This window comes from Nocardia albiluteola (genome assembly GCF_018860155.1).
GTDB lineage: Bacteria > Actinomycetota > Actinomycetes > Mycobacteriales > Mycobacteriaceae > Nocardia > Nocardia albiluteola.
Genome location: NZ_JAHKNI010000025.1, coordinates 1 through 18,300 on the forward strand (window position 1 = coordinate 1; position 18,300 = coordinate 18,300).

General features: G+C 65.7%; 14 protein-coding genes and 1 pseudogene. 6 read left to right on the plus strand and 9 right to left on the minus strand.

Going from position 1 to position 18,300, the window contains the following annotated elements; genetic code table 11:
* Window positions 1-348 precede the first annotated feature (348 nt).
* Window positions 349-1,152, minus strand: a complete 804-nt coding sequence (locus KO481_RS40200) for an SDR family oxidoreductase (protein ID WP_215923817.1) — start codon at window positions 1,150-1,152, stop codon at window positions 349-351.
* A 324-nt stretch (window positions 1,153-1,476) separates the two neighbouring features.
* Here KO481_RS40200 and KO481_RS40205 point away from each other — a divergent pair, with 324 nt between their 5' ends.
* On the plus strand, window positions 1,477-2,139 hold the full coding sequence (locus tag KO481_RS40205) for a sigma factor-like helix-turn-helix DNA-binding protein (RefSeq protein ID WP_308166967.1): 663 nt from the start codon (window positions 1,477-1,479) through the stop codon (window positions 2,137-2,139).
* Window positions 2,140-2,162: 23 nt separating this feature from the next.
* Here KO481_RS40205 and KO481_RS40210 read toward each other — a convergent pair whose 3' ends face one another.
* Window positions 2,163-2,783: a class I SAM-dependent methyltransferase gene (locus tag KO481_RS40210; protein ID WP_215923818.1), complete on the minus strand. Its 621-nt coding sequence runs from the start codon at window positions 2,781-2,783 to the stop codon at window positions 2,163-2,165.
* Between the two features lie 240 nt (window positions 2,784-3,023).
* Between KO481_RS40210 and KO481_RS40215 the strand changes: the two genes are divergently transcribed.
* Window positions 3,024-3,755 (plus strand): hypothetical protein, encoded by a 732-nt coding sequence (locus tag KO481_RS40215; RefSeq protein WP_215923819.1) that lies wholly within the window; start codon window positions 3,024-3,026, stop codon window positions 3,753-3,755.
* 111 nt (window positions 3,756-3,866) lie between these two features.
* On the opposite strand, the gene KO481_RS40220 is transcribed toward KO481_RS40215, so the two are convergent.
* The 4 genes from KO481_RS40220 to KO481_RS40235 are packed head-to-tail and all read right to left on the minus strand — an operon-like array spanning window position 3,867 to window position 9,644.
* Complete coding sequence (locus tag KO481_RS40220) at window positions 3,867-5,696, minus strand: ABC transporter substrate-binding protein (protein ID WP_215923820.1); 1,830 nt, start codon at window positions 5,694-5,696, stop codon at window positions 3,867-3,869.
* On the minus strand, window positions 5,693-7,789 hold the full coding sequence (locus KO481_RS40225; protein ID WP_215923821.1) for an ABC transporter ATP-binding protein: 2,097 nt from the start codon (window positions 7,787-7,789) through the stop codon (window positions 5,693-5,695). Before KO481_RS40225 ends, KO481_RS40220 begins: the two co-directional genes overlap by 4 nt.
* A complete protein-coding gene (locus KO481_RS40230) occupies window positions 7,786-8,700 on the minus strand; it encodes an ABC transporter permease (protein ID WP_215923822.1) in 915 nt (304 codons plus the stop codon). Before KO481_RS40230 ends, KO481_RS40225 begins: the two co-directional genes overlap by 4 nt.
* Window positions 8,700-9,644: an ABC transporter permease gene (locus tag KO481_RS40235; protein WP_215923823.1), complete on the minus strand. Its 945-nt coding sequence runs from the start codon at window positions 9,642-9,644 to the stop codon at window positions 8,700-8,702. The genes KO481_RS40230 and KO481_RS40235 overlap by 1 nt, the downstream gene beginning before the upstream one ends.
* Window positions 9,645-10,026: 382 nt before the next feature.
* On the opposite strand from KO481_RS40235, the pseudogene KO481_RS40240 reads away from it, so the two are divergent.
* Both KO481_RS40240 and KO481_RS40245 read left to right on the plus strand, forming a co-directional pair.
* Window positions 10,027-10,635: pseudogene (locus KO481_RS40240) on the plus strand (IS701 family transposase); the annotation flags it as partial.
* A gap of 234 nt (window positions 10,636-10,869) precedes the next feature.
* Window positions 10,870-11,415, plus strand: a complete 546-nt coding sequence (locus KO481_RS40245) for a hypothetical protein (RefSeq protein WP_215923825.1) — start codon at window positions 10,870-10,872, stop codon at window positions 11,413-11,415.
* Between the two features lie 158 nt (window positions 11,416-11,573).
* Here KO481_RS40245 and KO481_RS40250 read toward each other — a convergent pair whose 3' ends face one another.
* Window positions 11,574-12,950, minus strand: a complete 1,377-nt coding sequence (locus KO481_RS40250) for a DoxX family protein (RefSeq protein ID WP_215923826.1) — start codon at window positions 12,948-12,950, stop codon at window positions 11,574-11,576.
* A 528-nt stretch (window positions 12,951-13,478) separates the two neighbouring features.
* Between KO481_RS40250 and KO481_RS40255 the strand changes: the two genes are divergently transcribed.
* Both KO481_RS40255 and KO481_RS40260 read left to right on the plus strand, forming a co-directional pair.
* Window positions 13,479-14,174 carry a response regulator transcription factor gene (locus tag KO481_RS40255; RefSeq protein ID WP_215923827.1) on the plus strand — a complete coding sequence of 232 codons (696 nt, stop codon included), beginning with the start codon at window positions 13,479-13,481 and terminating at the stop codon, window positions 14,172-14,174.
* Window positions 14,167-15,279, plus strand: a complete 1,113-nt coding sequence (locus KO481_RS40260; RefSeq protein WP_215923828.1) for a sensor histidine kinase — start codon at window positions 14,167-14,169, stop codon at window positions 15,277-15,279. The genes KO481_RS40255 and KO481_RS40260 overlap by 8 nt, the downstream gene beginning before the upstream one ends.
* Window positions 15,280-15,773: 494 nt before the next feature.
* On the opposite strand, the gene KO481_RS40265 is transcribed toward KO481_RS40260, so the two are convergent.
* Window positions 15,774-16,517: a class I SAM-dependent methyltransferase gene (locus KO481_RS40265; RefSeq protein ID WP_215923829.1), complete on the minus strand. Its 744-nt coding sequence runs from the start codon at window positions 16,515-16,517 to the stop codon at window positions 15,774-15,776.
* 492 nt (window positions 16,518-17,009) lie between these two features.
* Window positions 17,010-18,296 carry an Rv0964c family protein gene (locus tag KO481_RS40270; protein WP_215923830.1) on the minus strand — a complete coding sequence of 429 codons (1,287 nt, stop codon included), beginning with the start codon at window positions 18,294-18,296 and terminating at the stop codon, window positions 17,010-17,012.
* Window positions 18,297-18,300: the final 4 nt, after the last annotated feature.

Below are 18,300 nucleotides of genomic sequence, written 5' to 3' on the forward strand. Positions count from 1 at the left end.
AGGATGCGGCGATCGGTGACTACGTCCGCTGGCGCAACCAGCACGCCCGACCGATCCGAGACTTCGCCGTCGGCTCGAAAATCCGCCGCCCGGATTACCTACCCAACGTTGCGTGACGCGGCACTAGAGCACCAGAACCGATGAGCCCGCGGACAACGACGCCAAGATCGCGGCAAAAATTCCGGCGGCGACCGAGCTTCCAACGATCATAGTGAACCTCCTGAATGATCCTCATACTGGTCCGACCCGAAACCATTGTGCGGCTCGATAATTCGAATAGCCAGCCCCGCGGAGCCAGTACTTATGGGGGCTGGCGCGGCGGGCAGTGCATTGCGATCCTTCGAATGATCAGGCCAGCGGGGCGATGCCCGCGGCGGTGAGGGTGTAGGCGTGATGGGCGTGGTCCGTGGTGACGAGTTCGAGCACCGACTTGCCGACCTGCTCGGGGGTGAGCGCGGGCCCGCGCGACCGCAGGAACGTCTCGACGTCGAGTCCCTCCCGGGCGGCGTAGGCCGCCACCGCCGTCGCGCCTAGATCCGTGGCGGGGGTCAACTGCGGTAGCACCGAGACGAATTCGATGCCCAGCGCCGCGCGTTCGGACTCGTCGGCGGCATATCGTGCGATGAATCGGACGGTCGCCTTCGCCCCGGCATAGCCTCCGCTGAGCACCGACCCGTGCAGGGCCGCGCCGCTGGAGAACACGATCACCGAGCCGCCGGGCTCCAGCGGATTGCGCAGAATCTCGCCCGTCCACGAGAATGCCTGCGCCACATCGATATTCCAGTTGGCGCTGAAGCTCTCCCAGGTGTGCTCGTGGAGGGGACGCATCGACGGGGCGGCGCCCGCGCACAGCACGACCGCGCGCGGGCGGTACTCGTGCAGGAGCAGGCTCGCCGTCGGCGGATCGGCGGCGTCGGCGACCACCGCGGTGAAATTCGGGCCGAGTTCGTCGCGCACCGCGTCGAGGTGCCCGCCGGTCGGTCCGACGCCGATGACGTGCGCCCCGGCGCCCACCAGCGCTCCGGCGATACCGCGGCCGAAGCCGCGCCCGGCTCCGGTCACGACGGCCGTCGTTCCGCCGAGGTCGCCGGACTTACCCAATTCATTCACGGCCTTCTCGCTTTCGTCGAGTGATTTCAGGTCCACACTCATTCAGATACGTCGCACCATCACGATTCATCGGTTCCGCATGGCCGGGCATCGCAGAGCGTGGGGTCTCGGCCGATCGGGTGCTGCCGCGCGACGATTACGGACCGAGCGATGAATTCGGAGTTCCGGAGGGATCTGTATTGCGGAGGGGTCTACCCGGCCCCCGCGACGTCCAGATCAGGAGTACCACCGTGCCGGTCCAGGAGGATTTCATCGAGCGGGGGCGCCGTTCCGTGCCGAGCTGATCGCACACTGCTACCGCATGCTGGGCTGTACCGCATCGCGACCACCGCCTGCCTGCGCGCGCTGGAGAACCGCTCCCGGCGCGTGCTGCCCGCCGGGCTGGGCGCGGGCTCGACCGACCCCGAGGCGATCCTGGATCGCGAGCTTGGCGCGTACGAGTGGCTGCAGCCGCTGCCGGACGCCTTTACGCCCGAAACCGCCACGGTCGCAAGGGAGAGCGTGCGGCTGGCGGTGATGACGGCGATGCAGGAACTGCCCGCCCGCCAGCGCGCGGTGCTCATCCTGCGCGACGTCGTCCAGTTCAGCGCCGCCGAGGTCGCCGAGCTGCTCGAGACGACGCCCGCCGCGGTCAACAGCGCCCTGCGGCGGGCCCGCGCCCATCTCGCCGAGGTCGCCCAGAACGACGACGCGTCCGAACCGGACGACGCCGAACGCCGCGCGCTTCTCGATCGCTATCGCGGCGCATTCGAAAACGCCGACCTGAAGGCCCTCACCGAACTCCTGACCGCCGATGTCAGGCTCGAAATGCCGCCCGTGCCGGTGTGGTTCACCGGCCGCGACGCGGTGACCCGATTCCTCGTCAAACGCGCCTTCGCCACCCCCGGCGACATCGTCCTGATCCCCACGGCCGCGAACGGTCAGCCCGCCGTCGCCGAATACCGCCGCGACGCAACGGGTGTCCTGCGGGCCCCGCCTACCACCGGACGGCGTCGCCCCCAATCGGGTGCCGGTCGCTGGGGCAGATAGGCGTGATCGGTTGGGGCCAAGCCCTATTCGGCTGCTCCGACGGAGAACACCGCGACCAGAAAGTCGGATTCCTCGGTGAACGGCCGCAGATCCCAGGTCGACAGCAGCAGGTCCGCGCGCAGCCCCGCGGACTCGGCATCGGCGAGGAATTCGTCGAACGCGTACCCACGCCCGCTCCCGAACCCGACGACCACCCGGCCGTCGGGCGAAACGTGCCGCGCCAACCCGGCCAGCACGTCGCGTCGCGTGGACTCGGCCACGAAACCCATCACATTCCCCGCGCACAGCACCGCATCGAACCCCGCGGCGATCCCCCGCGCCGGCAGATCCAGCCGGGCCAGGTCGCCGACGAGCCAGCGCGGCCCCGGGTAGTCGGCCTCGGCGGCCTCGATCAGCGTGGGATCCACGTCCACCCCGACCACCTCGTGCCCGGCCCGGTGCAGATATCCGCCCGACCGCCCGGCCCCGCATCCGGCGTCCAGCACCCGCCCGCCCCGCCCGAGCATGGCGTCGACCATCCGCGCCTCGCCGAAGATGTCCTTCCCCTCGGCCGCCAGATTCCGGAACCGCTCCGCGTACCGCGCCGAATGCGTCGGATCGGCGGCGGTGATCTCTTCCCATTTACTCGGTACGCGTGAATTCATCGTCGAATCCTTTCACGGTCGGGATACGGGCATCCGGCATGCCTATTTCCCGCACGGTGGATGGTCGCCACCACCGCGCGCACAAGCACCTTCCCGGTAGGGAACCGGCGAACCCGTGTCGCGCGTGAGGACAGCTCCGCCAACATGATTCGCAAGGCCGCGGCGGACGAGGAGGTCGGCGAGACGGCCGAGGATATGTAAGCCATACCGCCGCAGCCGGTCCCGTATACCCTCGGTGGAGTGCTGGAACCTCTTCTTCGCCTGTCGAGCCGCGATCCCGGGGTTCGGATGGAGACCGTCCGGTGTGCGGACCTGACCGCCGAACGCCTGCACGAGCTGCACCGGCTGGCAAACCAACTCGCCGCCGAGGATTTGGAGCATTTCGCCGCGCACGCCGAAACCTGCACGCTCGTCAACGTTTTCCGGCGGGCCGACACTGGCGAGATCGTGGGTTTCCAGTTCTGGACCACGGTGCCGATCGACCTGCCGCGCAGCCATATCATCGCCGGCGGCAAGCTGCGGATGCTCCCCGAATTCCGCAATCGCGGGCTGCATCTGCTGGCCGGGCTGGAATTCTTTCTCCGGACCAAGCTTCGCCACCCGCTGACCCGCCACTACCGCGTCTCGCTGGCGAGCATCTTCGGCTTCGTGTCGCTGACCGGATCGCTCGCCGAATACACCATGTTCGGCGGGACGGGGGAACCGCGAGCGCTCCGGGAGGCGGTGATCGCCTGGGCGCGGCGCAGCGACTTCGTGTTCCGCCCCGAGTCAGGCCTGTTCTTCGTCGACATCTTCACCACCGAGGAGACGCTGCGCCGGTACCCGGACTCGTTCTTCGAAAAGCCCGGCGCGCGAGCGTATATCGCCGCGAATCCGGAGTTCCGCACCAACGGCAGCTATGTGGCGTTCTGGTTCCGGTTCACCCCGCGGAACCTCCTGGCGATGTGCCGGGCCGTCGCGCGCAAGCTGTGACGACGGCGGGTCTCAATGCCCGATTCTCCGTGTTAGTCTAGGGGCCGCCGCTATTTCCGCTCGGCATCGCTCTGGTTCGGGCGGCTGGCGCCGAGCCGCCGGTGAGAGCGGTCACTTGGTGAAGTACCACTCCTCGGGAGCCCGGGCGGTCTGCACAGCCGGGAACGACACTCCGCCGAGATTCTTGGCCACGACCTCCATATAGGTCCGCAGCGGCATATTGATCTGCCCGGGCAACGTCTTGACCGCGTAGTCCTCGTATTTGGCCATCGCGTCCTTGTCGTCGGAATGCATTGTGGCGTTGATCAATTCGGTGAGCTTCGGGTCGTCGTAGTTGCCGATATTCTGGCCCGAGCCCGGCAGCAGCAGCTGATCGCCGGTAGGCACCGCGTTGTACTGCTGATAACCGAAGTAGCCGATCTGCCAGTCGCACGCCGGGCCGGAGCCGTGGCAGTTGCTGACGTCGTCCATCACCGTGTTGAACTCCTGGCCCTTCAGGTCGAACACGATGCCGGCCTCGGCCGCGTCGGACTTCCACTGCTGCACCACCCGGCCGTAGATGGGATTCCCGGTGGAGTATTCGAAGGTGAACTGCAGCTTCGTCCCCGCCGCGACGCCGTCGCCGCACTGATTGTCCGAGACGCCCGGGGTGGTGCAGACCATCACGCCGTTCTGTTCGGTCCAGCCGTGGCCGGTGAGCAGCGCCTTCGCCTTGGCCTTATCGAAAGGGTAAGGGCCGGAACCACGCTCGGCGTCGGCGATGTACGAGTTCTCCGGTTTGACCGGGACCGGGCCGGTAGTCATCGCACCGTAGCCGCGCATCGCGGCGTCGATATCGGTCTCCTGGTCCAGGGTCATTTGGAGGGCCTGGCGGAGGTAGAGCTGCTTGAACGCGGCGCCGAACACAGGATTGTCCATATTCAGCATCGAGGTGCTCCAGCCCCAGCCGTACGCGGGCACCAGGGTGTAGTTGGCCTGCAAGGGATTCGTGCCGGGCAACTCCTGCGAGGCCTTCTTCGCGGGCAGGGCGGTGACCTGCACCGAGCCGACCGAAATGCTGTTTCCCGAACGCAGCGTGTTGAATTCGGCGTCGGTGCTGGTGAACGGCTCCATCCGGTAATGCGCAAGATGCGGCTTGTCCGGACCGCTGTAGGCCGGGTTCGGATCGTAGGTGATGTGGCCCTGTGCGTCGAAACCCGTCAGGTGCCAGGGGCCGTCGACGACCTGCCAGAGGGGGTCGGTGGCGTAGGTCGAGAGGTCCTTGCTCTTGGTGTAGAGGTATTGGTAGACAGCGTCGCACTTGGACTGGTCCGCGGTGCAGCCGCCGCTGCCGGGCGCCGCCGAGTCCGAGGTCTTGTCCCACGCCATCGGCAACGGGGTGATCTGCGCGAGCTCCTGGCCGGTGAACCAGGTCGGCGAATAGGTACCGTTGAGCTTGAGGGTGACCTGCTGGGGACCGGTCTGGGTCACCGATGTCACGTTATCGGGGAACTGACCGACGACGTATTGGTAGAAGTTCTGCTTCTCCGCGGCCAGCAGGTGCATCCAGAACATCACGCTCGCGGCGTTCACCGATTCGCCGTTGGACCACTTGTACGGCTTCAGGTCGATGGTGACGGTGGTGTTGTTATCGCTGTACTTCGGTGGTGCGGCAAGGCTTTTGGTCTCGTTAACGCCCGTGCTGCCCGTGCTGTCGCCGAACCAGTACAGCTCGCGGTACATGAGCTGCTGCAGATCACCGGTGGCGTAGCCGCTGTTGTGGGACGCGTCGACCATCGGGAAGATCCAGTTCGGTTGCGTGCCGGGCGCCTCGGCGAATACGGCCGTACCGCCCTGCTGTGGCGTTCCGCCCGAATGCGTGCTCCCCGAACCGCATCCGGCCAACATCGACGTCGCGACCAGGGCCGCGCCCACGGCGCTCGCCAGTCTTGTGATCCTCATCCTGCGTACCTTTCTTCCCTTGTGGGGTGCTTCTCATCCAGCGGGAAGTGACACGCGGCCTGGTGGCCGCCGGTGCCGAACGTCCGCATCCGAGGCTCCTCGTGCGCGCAAATCTCCTGTGCCAGCGGGCATCTGGTCCGGAACCGGCACCCCGACGGCGGGGTGCGCGCCGAGGGGAGTTCGCCGGTGATCACGGCATCCCCGCCGCGACCGGCCGACGGGTCGGCGACCGGGACGGTATCGATCAATCCGCGGGTGTACGGGTGGCGCGGATTCCGGTAAACGTCCGCGGCCGGGCCGCTCTCGACCAGCTTGCCCAGGTACATCACCCCGATCCGGGTGGACAGGTAGCGCACCACGGACAGGTCGTGCGAGATGAACACGTAGGTCAGGCCGTGCCGCCGGCGCAGGTCGATCATCAGATTGAGGATCTGCGCCTGGATGGAGACATCGAGCGCGGAGACCGGCTCGTCGGCGACGATCAGCTTGGGCTCGAGCGCCAGCGCCCGCGCCAGTACGATGCGCTGGCGCTGGCCGCCGGAGAACTCGTGCGGGTACCGCTGTGCCGCAGCGGCGGGCAGGCCGACCTCCGCGAGCAGGTCCCGGACCCGGGCCGTCCGTTGCGCGCGGGTGCCCACACCGTGGATCACCATCGGCTCGGCGATGATCGCGCCGGCGCGCATCCGCGGGTCCAGCGCCGCGTACGCATCCTGGAATACCAGATGCGTGTCCTGACGTTGCCGCTGTAATGCCTTGCCGCGCAAGGACATCAGATCCGCCCCACCGATCCGGACGCTGCCGCTCGTCGGCGCCTCGAGGCCCACGATGCAGCGCCCGACCGTCGTCTTACCGCTCCCCGACTCACCGACCAGACCGAACGTCTCGCCCGCGGCGACGGTGAAGCTGACGTCGGCGATCGCGGATACCGCGCCGACCCTGCGCCGCAGCACGGCGCCTGCGGTCACCGGGAAGTCCTTGACCAGGCCCTCGACCTCGAGCAGTGGCTGCCCCGGCCCGGCGCCCGGCCTCGCCGCGGAATCCGCCGGGCCGCCGGGCGATTCGGCCGCAGCCTCCGGTGCGCCGGGTGTCCGATCGCGCACGGCGATGCGGCTCCCCGCAACTCCGACGGGATGCAGGCACGCGAAATCGTGCCCCGCGACGTCCCCGCGCAGCGGCGGATCCTCGGTGCGGCATCGATCGGTCGCGTACCGGCATCGCTGCGCGAACCGGCACCCATTCGGCGGGTTCAGCAGATCCGGTGGCAGGCCGGGGATGCTGTAGAGCGGGTCGCCGCTGTCCGCCGCATTCTCCGGCAGCGCTTGGAAGAGCGCCTCGGTGTAGGGATGGCGCGGGTTGCCGAACAGCGATCTCGTATCGGTGAACTCGGCGATCCGGCCGGCGTACATCACCGCGACCCGGTCGGCGCGCCCCGCGACCACGCCGAGATCGTGCGTGACCAGGATGACCGCCATGCCGAGCCGGGTACGCAGGTCATCGATCAGTTCGAGGATCTGGTGCTGGATCGTCACGTCGAGCGCCGTAGTCGGCTCGTCCGCGATCAGCAGATCGGGCTCGCAGACCAGCGCGCGGGCAATCATCACGCGCTGTCGCATTCCGCCGGAGAGTTGATGCGGGTAGTCGTCGAGCCGCTCGGCCGCGCGCGGCAGGCCGACCAGCGTCAGGATCTCGATCACGCGCTCGCGTCGCTCCGCGGCGGTGAGGTTCGAGTGCAGCCCCAGCGGCTCGGCGACCTGCCTCCCGATCCGGATGGCCGGATTCAGCGAGGTCAGCGGATCCTGGAAGATCATTCCGATGCGGCCGCCACGCACCCGCCGGAGCTCGGGCTCGGACATCTGCGCGATGTCCTGGCCGCCGAGCAGTATGCGTCCCGAGGCGATCCGACCGCCCTCGGGGAGCAGGCGCAGGATGGACAGCGCGGTCATCGTCTTGCCGCAGCCGGATTCGCCGACCAGGCCGAGCAACTCGCCGCGGCCGACGTGCAGGCTCACGCCGTCCACCGCGCGGACGACGCCGTCGCGGACATCGATCGTGGTGTGCAGGTCGTCCAGCTGCAGCACGGGGGCATCGGTCATCGTCGCCTCCGCAGCCGGACTTCGAGTGCATCCCGTAACGCATCACCGAGAAAGTTGAACCCGATGACGACGAGCATGATCGCCACGCCCGGCGGCAGGATCATCCACCAGTAGCCGTTCTGTACGAAATCCGTTGCGTTGGAGAGCATGTTGCCCCAATCGGCGTGCGGGGGCGCGATGCCGAGGCCGAGGTAGCTCAGCGCGGCGACGAGCAGGATCGCGTCGGCCACCTGGAAGGTCGCGTTGACCACGATGGTGCCGATCGCGTTGGGCATGATGTGCCGCAGCACCGCCCGGCGGTTGCTGCCGCCCATCATCGTGACCGCCTGCACGTATTCCCTTGTGCGCAAGGACAATGTCTCGCCCCGCACCAGGCGCGCCGGGCTCAGCCAGGCACCGAAGGACACCACGACGATGAGCAGCCCGACCGACGCGCTGAAGATCGACGAGAGAATCAGCAACAGGAACAGCGTCGGAATCGCCAGCAAGGTATCGACCACGCGCATCATCGCGGCGTCGACGACACCGCCGGCGAAGCCCGCGATCGCGCCCCACATCGTCCCGAACGCGGTGGCGATGATCGCCGCCGCGACGCCGATCTCCAGCGACGCCCGCCCGCCCGCCATCAGCCGGCCCAGTTCGTCGTAGCCGACGTCGTCGGTGCCCAGCGGATGCACGGCGCTCGGCGGCTGATTGGCTCCGGCGAGGTCCGTGCCGATCTGGTCGGTGTGATACAGCGCCGGGCCGAGGAAGCAGAACAGCAGGAAGAAGACGACCAGCCCGAACCCGACCAGGGCGAGCCTGCTCTCCAGCACGGCCCGCAGGGTGATGCGGAACCCGGAGCGGGCGGCGGGTACCGCGGCGGCGGGCTCGTGCGATCCGGCGGGCGGCGGGAGGGTCTGATCGGCCATCAGTACGTCACCTGCGGATCGAGCACGGCATAGCCGATATCGGCGAGCAGCGAGCCGACCACGGTCGCGACGGCGACCATCAGGCCGATGCCCAGCAGGATCGGATAGTCGTGCACCTGCGCCCCCTGTACGAAGACGAAGCCCATGCCGGGGTAATTGAACACTTGCTCGGTGATCAGCGCGCCGGCGAACAGCTGGGGCAGCGTAAGCCCCAGCAGGGTGACGACGGGAATCAGCGAATTGCGCAGCACGTGCCGCAGCATCACCCGGCCGTCGCTCGCACCGCCGGCGAGTGCGGTGCGCACATAGTCCTGGGTGAGGTTCTCCATGACCGACGAGCGCACATAGCGGCTGAACGACGCGATGGTGATCAATGCCAGCGTCGCGACCGGAAGGATCAGGCTGGACACCTGGCCGAAGACCTCGCCGAGCGTGTCGCCGCTCGGCCCTACCGGCGAGAACCAATGCAGCTCGATGGCGAACAACAGGATCAGGAGTTCGCCGAGGAAGAAGCTCGGCATGGCGTAGAACGCGAATGACAGCCCGGTCACCGCGTAGTCGCCCAGGGTATTTCGTTTGCGCGCCTGGTAGATCCCGATCGGCACAGCCAGCAGCACCGCCACCGCTGTGGACAGCGTCATGAGCACAAGGGTCTTCGGCAGATGCTGGGCGATGACGTCGACGACCGGCTGGTTGAGTTTGTAGGAGTAGCCGAGATCGCCGTGCAGGACCCTGCCCGCCCAGCGAAGGAACTGCACGACAAGGGGCTTGTCGTAGCCGTTCTGCCGGGTGAAGGTGTCGATCTGCTGCCGGGTTGCCTTGGGCCCCAGGATCGCGCGGGCCGGTCCGCCCGGCAGCAGCTGCAGTAGAACGAAGGTGAGGACGGCAACCAGGACGACGACGATGCCCGATTGCAGCAGGCGACGCAGCAGGTACCCCGTCATGTGCGTCTCCGGTCTGCCCGGCCCGCGACAATCACCGGCATCTGCGACGACACCGCCACGAATGCGACTGATCGGTCGTCCAGCGCCATACGCGAATGTTAACCAGGCGCCACGCCCCCGTCCACCGGACAGGCCCCCGAACTCCTTGCGCGGCATCGTTTGTGCCCGATAGCGCGTGATCGATTGGGTAAAAATCCCGGCGAGCGGAATTCTCGCGATCCAGCCCGAGCCCAGCGGACTCAGCAGACGGCGGACATGACCGGTACCGCCGATGCACCGATCACGGCGGATGCGTGTTCGTGAAGGGGAACGGCTCCCGAAGGAACCCGCCCGCCTATCGGCCCGGCGAGTGCCGATGCAGTACTAGCACGACAGCAAGAAGGGCATGAAATCTGTTGGGGTGCAACGGCAACACTCCGGCACTGCGGGACGGGTGGAGAACAGTCAGCTCGGAGTGTTCCTCGCCTACGCCGGGCGGTCCGGCCGGGCGTTGATCGATCGCGAACTTTATCTGCCCGAGTCCTGGATCAGCGACCGGGACCGTTGTATAGAAGCAGGGGTTCCTGAAAACCGTTGCAGTCAAGGGGTTGTCACGAAACCACGACTGGCCGAAGCGATGATCGCCCGCGCTCTGGACGCAGGTGTTGTCGCCGGGTGGGTAGCCGCGGCCTGCGCCTACGGCCGGGATGGGAAGTTCCGGGCCTTCTGCGAGGCTCGGCGCCTGTCCTACGTGGTCGAGGTGCCGGTCAAACAAACCGTGCCCGACCTCGACGGCCGCCGCCGCGTCGATACCCTCATCGGCCGCGCCCCCGCCCGGGCGTGGCATCGGATCTCGTGCGGTCCCGGAGTCCGCGGCGAACGCGAATACGACTTCGCCTGGGCCACCGTGGCCTCCTTCGGTGACCTGCCGGCCGGGTTCGTACGCACCCTGCTTGCCCACGCGGGCTGGGCCCGATCACAGTCGCCGACATCCGCCGTCTCCTGGCGATAGTGCACCACCCAGCCCGCACACTCACCCACGCCCTCGCCGCCGCCCGCTGGCGACGACACCACCAAGCACATGTCAGAAAACTCCACTACCAGCGGAAACGATGATGACACAACGAAATACAACTGTCGTGTACTCCAGCCGTAGATCGTGACCTTCAAGTTGGAGTGGTGGGGTTCCCGCTGGTCTAGCGCAAATCGGATGTACAACGTCAGTGCTGTGCCGCATAGTGAGCGGGTGTCCTATTTCGACATCGAGGGTTACCAGCCGCAGTGGCTCCAGGGTCGCCGCGCGATCACCGCTTCCCACGGTAATCGGCTTCATGCGCTGGTCGGACGTTACCTTGACCACGTCTGGCTGGTTTGGGATCGCGATGACGACGAGTGGTTCGCCGACGGCCCGGTTGTGTTGGACTTTGAGGGCGAGCAGGTGGAGATCAATCATCAGAAGTTCGCCGACCTGTCGGTCACATGGGGCACTGTCGATCCCATCGGGCGGGCCACCTGGTCGAACGGCGATGATGATGACCCGGAGGTCTACACCTTTCATTTGGCTTGGAGACACGGCACCCAGTCCGAGTTGACAGCTCTTGGAGGCAAGCAACTCCAGGCGGTGGAGTTGCTTGAATGGGCCGGTCGGGATGTTGCCAACGGCATGGTCGCGGTCAGTTTCGTCTTCGCCGAAGGCCGGGTGACGATCAGCAACGCCCTCGATGAGAACTGCCTGGAATTCGGTGCACCGGCCTCCGACTACCGTCGCCACCTGCTCGCCGGCTCGGATTGATCGAGATCAGCGCCCGATTGCACGAGAAAATGTAAGTAGACCTCCGATTCTGCTAGCTGTCATTCCTGCGGTGCCTGATTCGGGTGCGGGTGGCGTGAATCGGGGGTCCTGAAGGCTTTGGTGGCGAGCGCGATCTGGACTCAGCAGCGGCTGCATTATCAAAGATTCGGACGGTTCTGCACCCAGTGAAACGGGGTGCTTCGCTGCGGGAAGTTGTTCGGGTCGATCCGGTCGAGTGCGAGTGTTACCTGGTGGCCGTCCAGTTCGCCGGTCAGCACGGCTTTGTCGGGGGCGGGTTGTTGGAAGGTGAGTGTGCCCAACGGATTCCGAGTGCGGTCCGGCTTCGCCGTCGATCCGGATTGCAGTGTCCCCGCGGTCAGCCGGATCCGATGGTCGGTGGCATCCAGGTCGGCGGGAACGGTTGCCAGGGTGTCGTCCATCCGTTGGTAGGTGACCGCGTCCAGATAGTCGAATACCACTGTTTTCCAACGGGTTTCGTCGGTGGTCAGCGGTCGCACCGGCTGGCCGTCGCGGGTGTACTGCGACACCGACCAGATGCCGTACAGGGGAGGTTTGGGGCGATCGGGCCCGCTGCCACGCCAGGCGTGCCAGCCGCCGTGCACCAGCGCCACCGTAATCCAGATGCCGAGCGCGACCTGCATCAGCGCCGCGATACGGCGAGATCTCGTGGTGTGGAACGGATACGGCACGGCGGAAGGGCGAGTGGTGCGGTTGAGCAGCAATACTTGGATCAGCCGTCGCGCCTCGGGCGCCAGCAGCACCAATGACATCAGCAGAAAGTGCGTGGACGAAATCTTCTCCGGCACATCGAAGGTCATGTTCAGCACGATGATCTGCAGCGTATCGATCAGGGTCAGCAGCGCGCCGAGCAGCGCGGTTCGCGGAATGAACAGCAAGATCGCCGCAGTGATTTCCGCGGCGCCGAGCAGCATCTCGTACGGTCTGGACATACCTACCTGCGACCACAGCACAGCCATCGGCGTGAGGTCACCGTATTTGGTCAGCAACGTGGTCAGCGACGGCTGCGGCATCTGCGTCGGAATCGCCTTGGCGATGCCGAAGCTCAACATCTGGCCGGCCAGCAAGAGCCGGATGACGAGAAGATACCAGCCTGCGAGCGTGCGATAGTGCGTGCGACGCCGGTCCAGCACCGACCACGCCACTGTCCCGGCCACCGCGACGGCCAGGATGCAGAACAACAGCACCCAGAAGATGGTCTGGTCACCGACGCCGTTCGGATACAGCTGTGCTGTGGTACCGAACAGGTGCTCTCCCACCCAGTTCAGGGCGGGCTGCAATTTCCGGATATGCCAGTACTGCGCGCCGTAGCCCAGCCAGTGACCGAACCATCCGGTCAGCACGAAGACGATCGGCGGAGTCAATAAGCAGAACAAGCCGAGGTACAGGAAGCAGAACCGGAACGCGATGCGGGTGAGCGGTCTCCACCACACAGGCTCGGGTCGAGCCGGCTCCTCCTCGGCGTCATCGGCGGCGATGGTTGCGACTGCTGACAACCTGAAGTCCTTTCGCTCAACAAGATGCGTTATGTCAGCGACCAGTAACGGACCGACGTGGCATATGGCGCTGCCGCAGCGTCTCCCCGGTGAGTGGCTGATAGTTACCGAGGTCGGGACCGGATCGCCGAGAGCGTCGGTCACTGCTGCATCTTCGGATCGTGCGCGGGGTCGGGATACATGGGAGGGCAACCATGGGCGATCGCCTCGGAGCACAGCTCGTAGTGCCAGGGCTTGCGGTAGATCTGGGGAGGCCACCGTCCTCCTCGGTAGCCCTGCCACCGTGGCCGCCGCGAAGGACTTCGCGGAACGAGGACACCCATGACGATGCTGATCGACGGACGCGGGTTTTGATGATCGCAGCGGTGACGGCGACCAGGCCGACGCCGGTGGTCCTGTGAGTCCTGGCGGACCTCGTTCGTGCTGCGGTTGGGTGACTCATGCTGCCAGTCAAGGCGCCGTGGTGTTGTCGGCCCGTATGTGTTTTTCGATATGCCGACGATATGCGCCGGTTCGTAGCATCGGAGCATGCGTGTGTTGGTAGTCGAGGACGAGCCCTATATGGCAGAGGCCATCCGCGACGGGCTACGCCTGGAGGCGATCGCCGCCGACATCGCCGGTGACGGCGACACCGCTTTGGAACTGCTGAGCAACAACGCCTACGACATCGCCGTCCTCGACCGCGACATTCCCGGGCCCTCCGGCGACGAGATCGCCAAACGCATCGTCGCCTCCGGCAGCGGCATGCCCATCCTCATGCTCACCGCCGCCGACCGGCTCGACGACAAGGCCTCGGGGTTCGAACTCGGCGCCGACGACTATCTCACGAAACCCTTCGCACTCCGAGAGCTCGTGCTCAGGCTCAGAGCACTCGACCGCAGGCGGGGCCACAACAGACCGCCCGTGCGGGAGATCGCAGGTCTGCGGCTGGATCCGTTCCGCCGCGAGGTTTACCGCGCCGGCCGCTACGTCGCGCTCACCCGGAAACAGTTCGCCGTGCTCGAAGTCCTCGTCGCCGCCGAAGGCGGTGTCGTCAGCGCCGAAGAGCTCCTGGAGCGGGCGTGGGACGAGAACGCCGACCCGTTCACCAACGCCGTGCGCATCACGGTCTCGGCACTGCGCAAACGCCTCGGCGAACCCTGGATCATCGCCACCGTCGCCGGCGTCGGGTACCGCATCGACACAGCATCCGGCGCCGGGCGTGCGGGGGCGCATCGTGGATAGGGCGCCCGGGTTGAGCGTTCGCCTCAAACTCACCCTCAGCTATGCCGGATTCCTCATGCTCGCAGGCGTCTTGCTGCTCACTGCTGTGTGGGTGTTCCTGCTGCGGGGGCGTACCTCAGCCGATAGTCTCGTTCCCAGCTTCTCCAATCTCCTGCGCGTCTTCGACCCAAGCAGCAACTTCGGCCCAGTCGTCTTCGTTCCAGCGGCAGCCGTAGTGCTGGCGTTCCTGCTGGTGTTCGGTCTGCTGGGCGGGTGGATTCTCGCCGGCCGCATGCTCGCCCCGCTGCATCGCCTCACAGAGGCCACCCGCATGGCCGCGAACGGATCGCTCTCCCACCGAATCCGGCTACCGGGCCGCAGAGATGAGTTCCGCGAACTCGCCGACAGCTTCGACGCCATGCTCGCACGGCTGGAAGCACATGTCGCCGAACAGCAGAGGTTCGCCGCCAACGCCTCCCACGAACTGCGGACCCCGCTGGCGATCACCCAGACCCTCCTCGATGTGGCCCGCAACGATCCGAACCGCGACAGTGACGAGCTCGCCGAACGCCTCCACACAGTCAACGCCCGAGCGATCGAACTCACCGAGGCATTGCTCCTGCTCAGCCGTGCCGACCAGCGGTCCTTCACCCGAGAACAAGTCGACCTGTCCCTCACAGCGGAAGAAGCCACCGAAGCGCTGCTCCCCCTCGCGGAAAAGCGCGGCCACACCATCGAGACCTCCGCCGAGATGGCGCCCACCATCGGCTCGCACGCGCTCCTGCAGCAAATGACAACGAACCTCGTGCACAACGCGATCGTCCACAATCTGCCTGAACAGGGCACCGTGTGGGTGACGACCAGCGCTCACTCCAAGACTGTGGTGCTCACTGTCGAAAACACGGGCGAGAAGCTCACCCCCCGGTTGGTTTCCACGCTTGTCGAGCCGTTTCAGCGTGGCACCGAACGAATCCGCAGTGATCATGCAGGTGTCGGCCTCGGCCTGGCCATCGTCAAGAACATCGCCCAAGCACACGACGGCACCCTCACCCTCACCCCCCGGGATGCTGGGGGGCTTTGTGTGACGGTGCAACTACCCGTCGCGCCACCGCACACTGGTAGATGACGATCAGCGGCATTGCCGCACGGCATCGATGGGGCGTAACCGGACAAGCGAGTGGGACAGCACGAACCGGTCACGACGACATCGTGTAATCGTCCGCCATCGACAGCGAGCATCGACAGCCACGAGCCCATCCAGAAGCTTGTGCACGACACGCCTCGGCTATGCGCGCTGAAGCACGAAAACGGTTCGGGTAACTACACATATACAACAAAGCCGCAGGCCGTTGAACTGCGGCTTTGCCGATCTGTGGTCCTAACGCTAATCAACCCGAACCACCCGACGTCCGAAGGGCCCCCGCTGCGCATCAAGCCGGTAGGCACGCGGCAGGTGACGTCCAAGATGTGACCTGCGGGTTCGGTGAATCGTTGGTGATCGACGTTCGCGACGCGCCAACTGGTCGGCGGCTGAACCATCGCGATGTCCTGCTGCCGTCGCAACCAGCGGAAAAACGCTCGATAAGCGGCAATGAGTACGTTCGAATTGCGGCTTGCCCCTCAACTCGCGAGTCGAGTCCGCGAGCAGCGGGTCACGAACGGCAGGTCGATTGCCGCGTGACCTCGCAAGGCAGGATGTGTGTTCAACAGCTCGCCGACCGAATTCAGGACCTGCTGTTTGGCGTCGGGTTCGAGCGTGATGATGTAGCTGCGGGAGGCCACCAACTCAAGTAGTCGTGCGCGGGGAAGGCGGTAGACCCACTCAACATCGTGGCGTTCGATCGGCGCGAAAAGCGAGCCGACGTAGGGGTTTTCACTGTGCATGTCCTGTTCGGAACCCTGGTGCATTATCTGCCCCAGATCTGCCACCCAGGGTTCGCGCTCGTCGCGGATATTCCACACCAGCCCGAGTCGACCGTTTTTCCGCAGGACACGTCGAAGCTCGGGTGCCGCCGCGTCTACATCGACCCAGTGCCACGCCTGCGCGACAACAATCGCATCGACAGAATCCTCCTCAAGCGGGATCCGTTCGGCGGTCCCAGCCAACACCGGAATATCTGGTAGCGACCGCGCGAACTCGCGTCGCATGTTCTCTGACGGTTCCACCGCGACCACATCGAATCCGCATTCGGACAATCCGCGGGTCAGTTGACCTGTCCCCGCTCCCAAATCGAGTACGTCCTCCGCTTCGGGGTGGACAAGCCATCGCACAGCTTCCAGCGGGTAGGTTGGTCTCGACTTCGCGTACTCAACTGCGCCAGCACCGAATGCCCCTGCCTGAGCCCGATCGAATCCACTCGTCACACCAACGACGTTAACGATCCGGAGCAAGCCACAGTGCGGCCACGTCAGAATGCCGCAAACGCGACATCGACTCCGCGTAGACCACACTCAACTCGGCATGAGCGCGCACTCGTTCCAGGTATAGCAAGCGCACGAGTGCAGCGTGTACGGCCTGACCGACCGGCCCCGACGACGCAGCCAGCATCCGTCTGCGCTGGCTGTGCCACCGCCGACTTCCGCCATCGACAGCGAGCAACGACAGCCACGAGCCCATCCAGAAGCTTGTGCACGACATGCCTCGGCTATGCGCGCTGAAGCACGGAACGGTTCGGATAACTACACATATGCAACAAAGCCGCAGGCCGTTGACCTGCGGCTTTGCCGATCTGTGGTCCTAACGCCAATCAACCCGAACCACCCGACAGCCGAAAGGCCGACACTACGAATCAAACCGGTAGGTACGCGCATGACGGCATCGAGAGCGTGACCTGTGGTTTCGAATTCTCAGTGGACTCAAGGTATCGTCGGCGGCGGGGCGGGTAACGACGAGGGCAGACCTCTCACCGGGTTGATGTCGTTCGGTTCCGGGTACGGGGTATGGAGTAAGGGGCCCACGTCCGGTAACTGTTTCGTCCCGAGCTGGCCCAGCGCCTGCGCACGTTGTGCCGGGGTAAGGGCCTCCCATGCGCGAGTGTCGGAGTACCACTGGCTGAACTGGTCGTAGTTGGCCAGCCGTGGCCGGATGGCGCCCTGCCGCGGCTCGATGTCATCGCCGAATTTCTGGTTGTAGTCGCGAACCTGCCGGTCATCCGCGGAGTAGAGCAGGAACTGTTGCGCATTGGTGTTCGCGCCGTAATGGGCCGGTTCGCCGGGTGTCGGCTCGTCCCGCAAATATTGGAGATACTTTCCGGCCAAGGCGATGTCGACCTGCTTGTCCTCTTCCATGAGCTTGGCCAGCTGTGCGTCGTTCAGCGAGGACAGCGGTGTGTCACCGACCGTGATCCCGTATTGGTCGGCCAGCATCCGGGCTGTCGGCAATTTCATGTGCGCGATTCCCAGGGACTTGGTCGGATCGACCGTCTGTGTCAGCATCCAATCGAAGATGTGCCCGAAGTCTTGTTCACCCGCACCGAACAGCCCGTCGTCGCCCTGGTACCACTGTTGCTCCTGCCACAGGATCGCAAGCAACACCGCCGGATCGATTCCGTCTGCGGTGGCCTGTTGTTCGGTGTAGGCGATGAGATCCGGGGAGAGGTTGATCGGGTGGAGACGGTTGTTCGCCAGGCGATTGGCGATGGCGATCGGTGTGTTCCAGCTAATCGCGGTGGCGAGGTCGGTGTCGGCGGCTTGTGCGCTGGCAAGTAGTTGCTGGACGTCGAGTTGGAGAATGCTCAGCTGTAGGGTGCGAGCCTGTTGTTCGGCAACTGTGAAGGGGCCGTCTCTGGTCGGCACTACCGCCCCGTCGCCGGCGATGGCGAAACCGGCCTGCTGGGCCTCCGATCGCAGCCCGGCCAACCGCGATTTCACGGCCGCTACCTCGGCGGCGGCGGATTTCACCGCCGCGGCGATCCCGGCGACCAACTGGCCGTGTGAATCGAAGTCCGTCTGGGTATTGCCTACGGACTGTCCTGCTGCGATCGACGCAGGACCGCCCCACGAGTCGAAAGCCGACAGCGAGCCCAGGTCGGATACCCGCCCATCGCAGTGGGCCGCTTGCTGGGTACAAATGTGGAATACCGCATCGATGTCGTCAGGGTTCCAGCGATCGATGTCGGCTATGGTGATATCGGTTGTGGACATGTGT